The following is a 12753-nucleotide window of genomic DNA, read 5'->3' as shown; positions in this document are numbered from 1 at the left end:
TCGTCGAACCGGTCCCATCAGCGGCGGAGAGATCCACGTCAAAACGCGAAACCACCTCCGAGGCCGAGGGCACCAAAAACACATCAGCATAGGTCAGGTCGGTGGACGGATCATTGATGAATCGCATTATTTCTCCCGCAATCGAGTACCTACCGAGTTTAGTCGCCCGTGCGGACGCCACCGATTCGACCGCCGGTCAGTGATTCGCCTGTTCCTCGTTCGTGTTACTAGACTGGAAGAAGGTCTAACCACCGTCCAGGACGTCCGCACAGACGGACTTTCCCGCGCTCAGGGCTACTTACGGAAGAGGCGTATACCAAGTGCCAGAACAAACCAGCCACCGTCTACCTGAAGAGTTCGGCGGAAATGAGTGGCTTGTTGACGAACTGTACGAACAGTTTCAGAAAGACCGGAACTCGGTCGACCCGAAGTGGTGGGATCTCTTCGACTCCTTCGATGCGGAAAATCAGCCGAAAGAGAACGGCCAGGGCAATGGCGCCGCTGCCGGTGAAACCAAGGCACCCGCCGCAGCCGCGGCGCCTGCCACCAGCGAAGCGCCGGTCGTGAAGACCGAAGCCGCCGCACCCAAGGCCTCGGGCGAATCGCCCGCCTCGACACAGGAGTCGGGAAAGCCGCCCGTGGCAAAGGAGCCGGCGAAGGAGCCGGCCCCGAAGCCCGCAGCGGAGAAGAAGCCCGAACCCGCCAAGCCAGCCGGCCCGCCCATCCCGGCCCAGCTGCCGGAGACAGCGCGAAACACCCAGATGGACGAGGACACGGTCAGTGTCCTGCGTGGACCGGCGAAAGCCATCGCGACGAACATGGACGCGAGCCTCTCGGTTCCCACCGCCACGAGCGTGCGCACCATCCCAGCGAAGCTTCTGATTGACAACCGCGTCGTAATTAACAACCACCTCGCCCGCGCCCGTGGCGGAAAGGTGTCGTTCACCCACATCATCGGCTACGCCATCGTGCGCGCCCTGGCCCAGTTCCCCTCCCAAAACGTCTACTACGACATCATCGACGGCAAGCCCTCGGCGGTGCAGCCGGCGCACGTGAACTTCGGCCTCGCGATCGACATGCCCAAGCCCGACGGCACGCGGCTGCTTGTCGTGCCGAACATCAAGAAGGCCGAGAACATGAACTTTTCGGAGTTCTGGCGCGCCTACGAAGACCTCGTGAAGAAGGCCCGCGGCGGCAAGCTCGGCGCCGACGACTACGCCGGAACCACCGTGTCGCTCACCAACCCTGGCGGCATCGGCACCGTCCACTCGGTGCCCCGCCTCTCAAAGGGCCAGGCATGCATCATCGGTGCCGGCGCGCTCGAGTACCCGGCCGCGTTCCAGGGCGCCAGCGAGAAGACGCTGGCCCAGCATGCGATCTCCAAGACCATCACGCTGACCTCCACCTACGACCACCGGGTCATCCAGGGTGCCGGCAGCGGCGAGTTCCTGCGCATCATCCACCAGCTCCTGCTGGGCGAGCAGGGCTTCTACGACGAGATCTTCGAATCCCTGCGCATCCCGTACGAGCCGGTGCGCTGGAGCGCCGACATCCAGGTCGACCCAATGGACGAGATCAACAAGGTCGCCCGGATCCAGCAGCTCATCCACGCCTACCGGGTGCGCGGCCACCTCATGGCCGACACCAACCCGCTGGAATACGTCCAGCGCAAGCACGCGGACCTCGATGTGCGCACCCACGGACTGACCCTGTGGGACCTCGACCGCGAATGGCCGACGGGCGGCTTCGGCGGCAAGCCGATGCTCAAGTTCCGCGACATGCTCGGAGTGCTGCGCGACGCCTACTGCCGCACCACGGGCATCGAGTACATGCACATCCAGGACCCGGAAGAGCGCCAGTGGTTCCAGGACGAGCTGGAACACCCCTACTCCAAGCCGAGCCGCGAGGAACAGCTGCGCATCCTGCACAAGCTGAACTCCGCCGAGGCCTTCGAGACCTTCCTGCAGACCAAGTTCGTCGGCCAGAAGCGCTTCTCGCTCGAGGGCGGTGAATCCCTCATCCCACTGCTGGACGCCATCATCTCCGGTGCCGCCGACGACGGGCTCGACGAGGTGGCCGTCGGCATGGCCCACCGCGGCCGGCTGAACGTGCTGACGAACATCGCCGGCAAGACCTACGCCCAGGTGTTCCGCGAGTTCGAAGGAACCCAGGACCCGCGTTCGGTCCAGGGCTCCGGGGACGTGAAGTACCACCTTGGCACCGAGGGGACCTTCACCTCCGACGCCGGCAACACCACCCGGGTCTATCTTGCGGCGAACCCCTCGCACCTTGAGGCGGTCGACCCGGTGCTCGAGGGCATCGTGCGGGCCAAGCAGGACCGCCTCGACCAGGGCGGGGCGTTCCCCGTGCTGCCGATTCTGATCCACGGCGACGCGGCCTTCGCCGGCCAGGGCGTTGTGGCGGAGACGCTGAACCTTTCGCAGCTGCGCGGCTACCGCACCGGCGGCACCATCCACGTCATCGTGAACAACCAGGTCGGCTTCACCACCTCCCCGACGTCGTCGCGGTCCTCGGTGTACTCCACCGACGTCGCCAAGATGGTCCAGGCGCCGATCTTCCACGTCAACGGCGACGACCCCGAGGCCGTGGTGCGGGTGGCGCAGCTCGCCTACCAGTTCCGCCAGCGGTTCAACAAGGACGTCGTCATCGACATGGTCTGCTACCGCCGCCGCGGACACAACGAGGGCGACGACCCGTCGATGACCCAGCCGATGATGTACAACCTGATCGAGGCCAAGCGTTCGGTCCGCAAGCTCTACACCGAGGCACTCATCGGCCGCGGCGACATCACCGAGGAAGAGGCCGAGCAGGCGCTGCGCGACTACCAGGAGCGACTCGAGCGGGTGTTCGCGGAGACCCACGCCGCCCAGACCTCCCCGATGCCGCTGGTCTCCGAGGATCCCGCAGCGGTCTCCAACCTCGAGCGCCCCTCCGCCCAGCAGACCGACGGCGAGGAGGCCGGGCCCAAGCCCACCGCCATCTCGGCCGAGGTCCTCGCCGCCATCGGCAAGGCCCACACGGACGTGCCGGAGGGCTTCACCGTCCACCCCAAGCTCAAGGCGCTCCTGGAGCGCCGCGAGCAGATGTCCCGCGAAGGCGGCATCGACTGGGGCTTCGGCGAAATGGCCGCCCTCGGTTCGCTGCTGATGGAGGGCGTCCCCGTCCGCCTCGCCGGGCAGGACACCCGCCGCGGCACCTTCGTGCAGCGCCACGCGGTGTTCCACGACCGCGCCAACGGCACCGAGTGGCTACCGCTGGAGCGGCTCAGCGAAGACCAGGCAAAGCTGTGGATCTACGATTCGCTGCTTTCGGAATACGCCGCCATGGGCTTCGAATACGGCTACTCGGTGGAGCGGCCGGACGCGCTGGTGATCTGGGAGGCGCAGTTCGGTGACTTCGTCAACGGCGCGCAGACGATCATCGACGAGTTCATCAGCTCCGCCGAGCAGAAGTGGGGCCAGCGCTCCTCGCTCGTGCTCATGCTGCCCCACGGCTACGAGGGACAGGGCCCGGACCACTCCTCGGCACGGATCGAACGGTTCCTCCAGATGTGCGCCGAGGAGAACATGTTCGTGGCCAACCCGAGCAGCGCGGCCTCGCACTTCCACCTGCTGCGCCAGCACGCCTACCGCCGGCCGCGCAAGCCGCTGATCATCTTCACGCCCAAGCAGCTGCTGCGCCTGAAGGCGGCAGCGAGTTCGGTCGAGGACTTCACCTCCGGCAGCTTCCAGCCCGTCATCCCCGACACCCTTGAGACTCCGGGTGCCGAGGTCGAGCGGGTCATCCTGGTCTCCGGCCGGCTCTACTACGACCTGCTGTCGGCCCGGCAAAAGGCCGACGATAAGAAAACCGCCATCGTGCGCGTCGAGCAGCTCTACCCGCTGCCGCTCGATGAGATCAAGGAGGCGCTGGCGGCCTACCCCAACGCCGACGTCGTCTGGGCGCAGGACGAACCGGCCAACCAGGGTCCGTGGCCGTTCATCGGACTGAACCTGCCCCAGCACATCGAGGGCGGCATCGAGCTCGCCTCGCGGCCGGCCTCGGCTGCGACCGCTACGGGCTCCGCCAAGCACCACGCGGTGGAGCAGGAAATCCTCGTGCGCAAGGCATTCGGAAGAAAGTAACGGGCCGATCAGTATGATGTTGGGTGGGGACCTGTGCCCCACCCAACGCATTTAAGGCATTACTCCAGTTCCGCACGGCGCAAATCCGTGCGTGCACCGACACCAATCAGTAACCGAGGGATCCAGTGGAACAACGCAGAATCCGGCTAGCCGCAGTGGGCGACGAACTTCTCGCAGGACTTGGAGATCCGCGCGCGCTGGGCTGGCTAGGACGCGTCATGGCCCGCACCGCTCCCGACGGCGTGCAGGTCGAGGCCTATCCCCTGGCCGCTCCCCGTGAAGGCACCGAGTCCTTGGCCAACCGGTGGCTGCAGGAGACCGGGCGCCGGTTCGACGACGGGTTCGAGAACCGCCTCGTCATCGGCCTCTCCGACCGGGACCTCGATCTCGACCTCTCCACGGCCCGCAGCCGGCTTAACCTCGCGAACATTCTCGACGGTGCCGCCCAGATGAGCGTCAAGGTCCTCGTCGTCGGGCCTCCCCCGGGCCTCGACCCCGAGCGCAACCGCCGGCTGGGGGAACTCTCGGCGGCCTTCGCCGACGTCACCACCCGCCGCAAGCACGTCTACATCGACACCTTCACCCCGCTGGTGGCCCATGAGCAGTGGCGCAATGACCTCGCGGCGAACGGTGGAACTCCCGGCCAGGCCGGCTATGGGCTGATGGCCTGGCTGGTGCTCCACCGGGGCTGGTTCCAGTGGCTTGAGATTCCGGCCTCCTAGCGGGCCCACCCCGCCGAAACAGCAGAAAACCACCCTTTTCCACCGCGAAAGGGTGGTTTTCTGCTGTTTCGGCGTTGTGAAGGCTGTGGCACAGCGCTGTTGAAAATGTGAAACCAAATCTCTCCATGTGTCCGGAAGATAACGAATCAGTTATCACTTATTTACTGGGTGTCCGAGGCAACAAACCTTGGTTATGCTGACGGAAGTGTGATCGCTGTCACTGGAGCTATCCACTTGAACGGGACTGACCAACCGGTCCCGTGCGCCTCTAGCACAGTAAGGATGACGAATGCGTAATAAGCGCACAGCCACTCTCGCGGCTCTTTCCATTGGGGTGCTTCTGCTCAGCGCCTGCGGATCGGCCGGCGGGACGGCGGAGCAGCCCTCCGAGGCTGCAGAGGAAGACCTCGCCACGACCATCAATGTGGCCATCAGCCAGACCCCGGACGCCTACAACAGCTACACCGCCAACGCCAACAGCGTCTACAACACCTATGTGAACAACGTTGTCCACAGTACGTTTGTCGCCTTCAACGCCGACGGCGAGCTGGAGCGCAACGAGGATTTCGGCACCTTCGAAAAGACAAGCGACGACCCGCTGACCGTCAAGTACACCATCAATGAGGATGCCGTGTGGTCCGACGGGACGCCGATCGACTTCGACGACGTCCTCCTGCAGTGGGCCGCCGCCTCCGGCAAGCACCCGAGCGGCGAGAAGGACCCCGACACGGGAGCCGAGACCGACCTGTTCCAGGCCGCCTCGACCAATGGCTTCGCCCAGGTCGAGCTCCCCGAGGGCGAGGCCGGCGACAAGGAGTTCGAGTTCGTCTACTCCGAGCCCTACGCCGACTGGGAATCGCTCCTCTCCGAACCCATGATGCCGGCCCACATCGCGGCGGAGCAGGGCGGAATGTCCCCCGAGGGTGACGGCGCCGAACTGATCGAAGCGATCAAGGGCACCGACATCGAGGCGCTCAAGCCCGTCGCCGAGTTCTGGAACACCGGCTGGAACTACGAAGCCGACCTTCCCAGCCTCCCCGACGAGGCACTGATCCCCTCCTCCGGCCCCTACAAGCTGGACAACGCGGTCAACGGCACGCTGACCCTGGTCAAGAACGAGGAGTACTGGGGCGAGGAGCGCGCAGCCAAGACCGAGACCCTCGTCTACAAGACGGTCGTCGACGAAGAAGCCGTCCAGGCCCTGGAGAACGGCGACGTCGACGTCATCGATCCCTCGAGCCCGACGGTCGACACCAAGTCGGCGCTTGAGCAGATCGGTGAGACCGTCACCGTCGAGACCGGTGAAACCCTCACCTTCTCCCACGTTGACCTCGCCCAGCGGCCCGGCGACGTGTTCGAGGACCTCGAGGTGCGCCAGGCCTTCGCGAAGTGCATGCCGCGCGCGGACATGGTCGAGAAGTTCGTCACGCCCATCGAGCCCGAGGGCAAGGTGATGGACCTGCGCGAGTACCAGCCGGCCCAGCCCGACTACGACACGGTGCTTGAGGGCGCCCCCGCGGCCACCGAGAACGCCGAGCTCGACATCGAGGGCGCCAAGGCCCTGCTCGCCGACGCCGGCAAGACCGAGCCGGTCAAGGTGAGCCTGATGTACGCGTCCACCAGCCAGCTGCGCGCCGACATGGTTGCCCTCATCAAGGCCTCCTGCGACAAGGCCGGCTTTGAGATCATCCCCCAGCCCGAGGAGGAGTGGGCCGCAATGCTCGCCCAGCCCGGCTCCTGGGACGCGGTGCTCTTCGGCTGGGCCGGATCCGGCCTCGTGGCCTCCGCCGAGTCGATCTACGTCTCCGACGGCGAGCAGAACTTCGGCGGCTACAAGGACGAGAAGGTCGACAGCATCTGGAAGGAAATCGTCACGAACACCGACCCCGAAAAGGTCGTCGAGATGAAGACCGAACTGGAGCAGCGGCTTGCCGAAACCCAGTACAACGTGGTGCTCTACGCCAACCCGGGCATCAACGCCTGGAACTCCAAGGTCGAGGGCGTCGAGCCCAACCCGACGCAGACGGGCCTGACCTGGAACGCCTACGAGTGGACGAAGAAGAAGTAACCCGCTGACGCGGGGCTGTGCAGAAGGGCGGGCAGATCCTTGGGTCTGCCCGCCCTTCTGACAGCACCCGGCTCATCTGCAGACCGTCCCTAGGAGCCCCCCAGTGTTGTTTTTCATTGCCAAACGTTTACTCATCTCCTTTTTCATCATGGCGGCGGCCACGACGCTCATGTTCTTCCTCGTCATCTCGTCGGGCGATCCCCTCGGGGACCTTGGTGAAGCCTCGGGCTCGTCGAAGAAGGCGACGATCGCCGCTCGCACCGAGGCGATGAACCTCGACCAGCCACCGCTCATGCGCTACTTCCTGTGGCTCCAGGACCTGGGCCACTGCCTCGTCCCGGGCGGCGTCGACTGCACCCTCGGCTCCGATCGGGCCGGAAACGCCGTCCTCCCCCAACTCGAAAGCGCCATCGGCTCGACCTTCCGCCTCGTCCTGGTGGCCACGGTGATCGCCCTGGTCCTCGGGGTGGTCGTGGGCATCGTCACGGCGATCCGCCAGTACACGACGTTCGACTACTCAATCACTTTCATCTCCTTCGTCCTGTTTTCGCTGCCGCTGTTCTGGCTTTCGACCCTGCTCAAGCAGTACCTGGCGATCGACCTCAATACGTGGCTTGCCAATCCGCAGTTCCCCTACCTGACCATCCTGCTCGTCGGGGTGGTCGCCGGCGTCATCTGGGCCGTCGTCGTCGGTGGCGATAGGAAGCGCAGGCTCGCCGTCTTCGGCATCGCCGCCGCGGCGACCGCCGTCGCCCTGTGGCTGCTGCTGGTGACCGGCTGGTTCGTCACTCCGGGCCTGGGGCCGGTCGGCATGCTGATCTCGGCCGGGGCCGTGGCCCTGCTCTGGACCGCCCTGCTTGCCGGGTTCCGGCGCCGCCGGATCCTCTACGCCGCACTGACGGCCGCCGCGGTGGGCTATGCCGGATACCTCCTCTCCATCCCGCTGCTGGCCGACCCCAACTGGCTCACCGTCCTTGCGCTCCTCGGGCTGACGGTGGCGGTGGCTTACGCCGCCGGCGGGTTCGTCGGCGGCCCCTACCGGGCGCGCGCGGCGCGGATCTCCGCGGTGATCGCCTTCAGCATCGGACTGCTGATCTTCCTCGACCGGTTGCTGCAGGCCTACCCCGAACTCTCGGCGCGGGCCGGCGGGCGGCCCATCCCCACCACCGGCTCCGAGTCCCCGAACCTCTCCGGAGGCTTCTGGCAGACCAACCTCGATTACGCGCTGCACCTGATCCTGCCCACCATCGCCATCACCCTGATCTCCTTCGCCACCTACACGCGGTACACGCGGGCGAGCCAGCTCGATGTGATGAACCAGGACTACATCCGGACGGCGCGGGCCAAGGGGCTCAGCGAGCGGACGGTGCTGGTGAAGCACGCCTTCCGGAACGCGATGATCCCGATCACCACGCTGATGGCGTTCGACTTCGCCGGCGTGCTGGGCGGGGCCGTGATCACCGAGACGGTCTTCGGCTGGAACGGCATGGGCAAGATGTTCGTGGACGGCGTCCACACCGTCGATCCCGCCCCCGTGATGGCCTTCTTCCTCGTCGTGGGAACGGCGGCGGTGCTGTTCAACATGCTCGCCGACATCGCCTACGCCTTCCTCGACCCGCGCATCACCCTGAGCTAGGAGCCGAATCATGAGCAGATCCGACATCGAGCCGGCAGATTCCCGCCCGCAGGTTGAGCTATCCGAAATGACGCTCGCGAGCCAGGACACCGACATCGCCCTCGGCGCGCCCACCCGGCAGCAGACCGAGCGCATCCGCACCACCGAGGCGAAGAGCCAGGGCCGCCTGGTGCGCGAGCGCTTCTTCCGCCACAAGGGCGCCCTCGCGGGCATGGGCCTGCTGGCCCTGATCGTCCTGCTGTCCTTCAGCTCCATCGGGGTGGCCGGCATCCCGGGCTGGTGGAACAAAGAGTACGACGTGCTCGGCGCCCGCTTCAACGAGGGCCGGCCGACCCTGACCCTCTGGCCGTTCAGCCTCGGCGAGCACCCCTTCGGGCAGGATGTGCTGGGCCGTGACTACTTCGCGCTGACCATGCGCGGCATCCAGACCTCCCTGATCATCGCCATGACCGTCGGCCTGGTCGCCACGCTCGTCGGCACCGCTGTCGGGGCCATCGCCGGATATTTCCGGGGCTGGACGGAGGCGGTCCTGATGCGCATCACCGACGTCGTGATCACCATCCCCACGGTGGTCATCGCCGCGGTGATGGCCGGCGTCGTCGCGCGCTTTGGCATCCTTCCCTTCGGCGTCTTCCTCGGCCTGGTCACCTGGACCGGCCTGGCCCGGATCGTGCGCGGTGAGTTCCTCTCGCTGCGGGAGAAGGAATTCGTCGAGTCGGCGAAGTCGGTGGGCGCGAGTTCCGCCCGGATCATCTTCCGGCACATCCTCCCCAACACCGTCGGGGTGATCATCGTCTTCGCGACCCTCGCAATCTCCGGGGCGATCCTGCTCGAGACGGCCCTGAGCTACCTCGGGCTCGGCGTCGTCGCGCCCGACACCTCGCTGGGTAAGGCGATCAACGACAACCGCTCGGCCCTGACAGTACGGCCCTGGCTGTTCCTCTGGCCGGGCGCCTTCATCGTCGGCATCGCCCTCGCCGTGAACTTCATCGGAGACGGCCTGCGCGACGCCTTCGATCCCAAGCAGACAAGGATCAAGCAATGACAGCTGAGCACACCGGGACGCTCTCCGACGACGCCGTGTCCCCCGCCGACGGCCCCATCCTCTCGGTACGCGGCCTCGGCGTCGACTTCAATGTCGACAATGAATGGGTGATGGCCGCCGAGGACGTCTCCTACGACATCCACCCCGGCGAGATCCTCGCCATCGTGGGCGAGTCCGGCTCCGGCAAGAGCATGTCCTCGATGGCGCTGCTCGGGCTGCTGCCCCGCAACGGCAGGTCCAAGGGCAGCGCCCGACTGATGGGCAAGGAGCTGATCGGCGCCCCGCAGAAGACCCTGCGCCGGATCCGCGGCAACGACGTCGCGATGATCTTCCAGGAACCGATGACGGCACTCAACCCGGTGCTGACCGTGGGCGAGCAGATCCGCGAGGCGGTCGAGCAGCACACCGAGGCCTCCCCCGCCGCGGCCAAGGAACGGGCGATCGAACTGCTGCGCATGGTGGAGATCCCCGAGCCCGAGCGGCGCTACGACTCCTATCCGCACCAGTTCTCCGGCGGGCAGCGCCAGCGGGCGATGATCGCCATCGCCCTGGCCAACGACCCGATGCTGCTCGTCGCCGACGAACCCACGACGGCGCTCGACGTCACCGTGCAGGCCGAGGTCCTCGAACTGCTGCGCCGGCTCAACAAGCGCCTGCGCAGCGCCATCCTCCTGATCACCCACGACATGGGGGTGGTGGCGGACCTTGCCGATCACATTGTGGTGATGGAACGCGGCCGGATCGTGGAGTCCGCCCCCTCGCAGCAGCTCTTCCTCACCCCTAAGGAGCCCTACACCCGCCAGCTGCTCGATGCCGTGCCGTACCTGGGCTCGAAGGTCGGAGGGGTCCTCACCGACGTCGAGGTCGTCGACGGCAGCATCCGGATCCACGAGGACTACGCCGAACGCGCCCTGGCGCACCGGCAGCAGCACACCGCCGCCGGCACCGTGCCGGCGCTGGAACTGGCGGGCGTGGACATCGAGTATCCGGGCCGCTTCCGGCAGCCGCCCTTCAAGGCGGTTCACGACGTGTCCTTCACCATCCTGCCCGGGGAGGTCATGGGGCTGGTCGGCGAGTCGGGTTCGGGCAAGTCGACGATCGCCCGGGCGGTCACCGGGCTGATCCGGACCAGCTCGGGTAGCGTGCGGATCGCGGGGACGGACATCACCTCGCTCTCGGCCCGGCAGCTCCTGCCGCTGCGGAAGAAGTTCGCCATCGTCTTCCAGGACCCGGCCGCCTCGCTGAATCCGCGTCTCTCCATCGGGGACAGCATCGGCGAGCCGCTGTACCTGCACGAGAAGCTCTCCCGGGCCGATCTCGACCGGAGGGTGCAGGGCCTGCTCGAGGACGTGCAGCTGCCGGTCTCCTTCCGGAACCGGTACCCGCACGAACTCTCCGGCGGCCAGCGCCAGCGGGTGGGCATCGCCCGCGCCCTGTCGCTCCGGCCGTCCCTCCTCGTCGCCGACGAGCCGACGTCGGCCCTCGATGTGTCGGTGCAGGCCGCGGTGCTGAAGCTGCTGCAGGAGCTGCAGCGCGAGCGGGGCTTCGCCTGCCTGTTCGTCAGCCACGACCTTGCCGTGGTCGAGCTGCTCGCCAGCCACATCGCGGTGCTCAGCAAGGGCCGCCTGGTGGAGCAGGGCACCACCGAGCAGGTGCTGAAGTATCCCCGCGACCCGTACACCCGACGGCTCCTCGCCGCGGCACCCGTGCCGGACCCCACGGAGCAGGCCGTGCGGCGCGAACAGCGCAACGCAATCCTCGCAGCAGGGACGACAGCGTCCTAGAGGTACTGCCCAGGCACACAGCAGGCCCCCGACCTTCCGTCGGGGGCCTGCTGCCTGCCGGGCCCGCTGCATGCCGGGCCTGCCGCACCAGGGCCGGCCGGGCTAGTGCCGGAAGACGATCTTGCCGAACACGTCCCCGGCGGCCATCCGGGCGAAGCCGTCCGCCGCATCCTCGAGGCCGAGCACCGAGTCGATCGGCGGACGGACGCCCGTGGCCGCCAGGAACCGGGTCAGCCGGAGCAGCTCGTCCCGGGTGCCCATGGTGGAGCCGAGGACCCGCAGCTGGAGGAAGAACACCCGGTTCAGCTCCGCCGAGGGCGCCGGCCCGCTGGTGGCGCCGCAGGTCACCACCGCTCCCCCGGGCCGCAGCGCCTTGAGCGAGGAGGACCAGGTCGCCTCGCCGACGGAGTCGAACACGACGTCGACCCGCTCCGGCAGGCGGGCACCGGCCTCAAACGTGTCCGCGGCCCCCAGGGCGCGGGCACGGTCGAGCTTCCCGGCGTTCCTGCCCGTGACCCAGACACGGAAGCCGGCGGCCGACGCGAGGCTGATCAGGGCCGTGGAGACGCCGCCGCCCGAGCCCTGGATCAGGATCGTCGAACCGGGGGCCGCGGGCGAGACGGTGAACAGCATCCGGTAGGCGGTCAGCCACGCCGTCGGAAGGCAGGCGGCCTCCTCGAAGGAAAGGCATTCGGGCTTGGGCACCAGGTTGCGTTCGGGCACCCACACGTAGTCCGCCATGGTGCCCGGGTAGCGTTCGGAGAGCAGGGAGCGCTGCGGGTCGAGGGTCTCGTCGCCCTCCCATCCCGGCGAGGACAGCACCGAGTGCACGATCACGCTGCGCCCGTCGTCGTCGACCCCCGCCGCATCACACCCGAGGACCATGGGGAGGCGCTCATCCGGCAGGCCCACCCCCTGGAGGGAGAACAGGTCGTGACGGTTCAGCGCGGAGGCCACCACCCTCACCCGGCGGAACCCGTCCGGCGGCGCGGGCGGCTCGAACTCCCCCACCCGCAGGGCCCCGAGCGGGTTGTCCTTCGATGTCGCTTCGACGTAGGCGGCGCGCATTGGAAATCTCCCTCGGTAGGTGCTGTGCCCCCATCCTAGGGCGGGCCCGCACGCCGGGCGCCCGGGGGCGCCGCGCGTTTAGGAGGCACCCGCTGGATGTGGGAGACTTGAATGCAGTTCTGTAGGCATATCTAAGGAGGCCAGCCATGAGCAAGCGAGCACGCAAGCGCCGCGACCGTAAGCGCGGAGGCGCTAACCACGGTAAGCGTCCCAACACCTGATCGTTGGAACACAGCAAAAGACCCCCGGCCTTCCGGCACGGGGGTCTTTTTCTGTCTGCGCCCG

General features: G+C 67.1%; 8 protein-coding genes. 7 read left to right on the top strand and 1 reads right to left on the bottom strand.

Annotated elements, in window-relative coordinates:
- The first annotated feature begins 320 nt into the window (after nucleotides 1–320).
- The 6 genes from GVV77_RS10775 to GVV77_RS10750 all read left to right on the top strand — a co-directional run bounded on the left by GVV77_RS10775 (nucleotide 321) and on the right by GVV77_RS10750 (nucleotide 11400).
- Nucleotides 321–4145, top strand: coding sequence for a multifunctional oxoglutarate decarboxylase/oxoglutarate dehydrogenase thiamine pyrophosphate-binding subunit/dihydrolipoyllysine-residue succinyltransferase subunit (locus GVV77_RS10775; protein WP_159618170.1), 3825 nt, complete (start codon nucleotides 321–323; stop codon nucleotides 4143–4145).
- Between the two features lie 125 nt (nucleotides 4146–4270).
- Nucleotides 4271–4867: a GDSL-type esterase/lipase family protein gene (locus GVV77_RS10770; protein ID WP_120165161.1), complete on the top strand. Its 597-nt coding sequence runs from the start codon at nucleotides 4271–4273 to the stop codon at nucleotides 4865–4867.
- 289 nt (nucleotides 4868–5156) lie between these two features.
- A complete protein-coding gene (locus GVV77_RS10765) occupies nucleotides 5157–6935 on the top strand; it encodes an ABC transporter family substrate-binding protein (RefSeq protein ID WP_159618168.1) in 1779 nt (592 codons plus the stop codon).
- A gap of 103 nt (nucleotides 6936–7038) precedes the next feature.
- Nucleotides 7039–8571 carry an ABC transporter permease gene (locus GVV77_RS10760; RefSeq protein ID WP_159618167.1) on the top strand — a complete coding sequence of 511 codons (1533 nt, stop codon included), beginning with the start codon at nucleotides 7039–7041 and terminating at the stop codon, nucleotides 8569–8571.
- A gap of 10 nt (nucleotides 8572–8581) precedes the next feature.
- Nucleotides 8582–9616: an ABC transporter permease gene (locus tag GVV77_RS10755; RefSeq protein ID WP_246199759.1), complete on the top strand. Its 1035-nt coding sequence runs from the start codon at nucleotides 8582–8584 to the stop codon at nucleotides 9614–9616.
- Nucleotides 9613–11400, top strand: a complete 1788-nt coding sequence (locus GVV77_RS10750) for a dipeptide ABC transporter ATP-binding protein (protein WP_159618166.1) — start codon at nucleotides 9613–9615, stop codon at nucleotides 11398–11400. The genes GVV77_RS10755 and GVV77_RS10750 overlap by 4 nt, the downstream gene beginning before the upstream one ends.
- A 102-nt stretch (nucleotides 11401–11502) precedes the next feature.
- On the opposite strand, the gene GVV77_RS10745 is transcribed toward GVV77_RS10750, so the two are convergent.
- Entirely contained in the window at nucleotides 11503–12468 is a 966-nt protein-coding gene (locus GVV77_RS10745) for a zinc-binding dehydrogenase (RefSeq protein ID WP_159618165.1), read from the bottom strand.
- Nucleotides 12469–12614: 146 nt separating this feature from the next.
- Here GVV77_RS10745 and GVV77_RS18570 point away from each other — a divergent pair, with 146 nt between their 5' ends.
- Nucleotides 12615–12689, top strand: coding sequence for a 50S ribosomal protein bL37 (locus GVV77_RS18570; RefSeq protein ID WP_369299106.1), 75 nt, complete (start codon nucleotides 12615–12617; stop codon nucleotides 12687–12689).
- Nucleotides 12690–12753: the final 64 nt, after the last annotated feature.

Origin of the sequence: Arthrobacter zhaoguopingii (genome assembly GCF_009828605.1) — a bacterium.
Taxonomy (GTDB): Bacteria; Actinomycetota; Actinomycetes; order Actinomycetales; family Micrococcaceae; genus Arthrobacter_D; species Arthrobacter_D zhaoguopingii.
The sequence above is the reverse complement of the archived record's forward strand: the minus strand, read 5'-3'. Positions and strand labels throughout refer to the sequence as shown.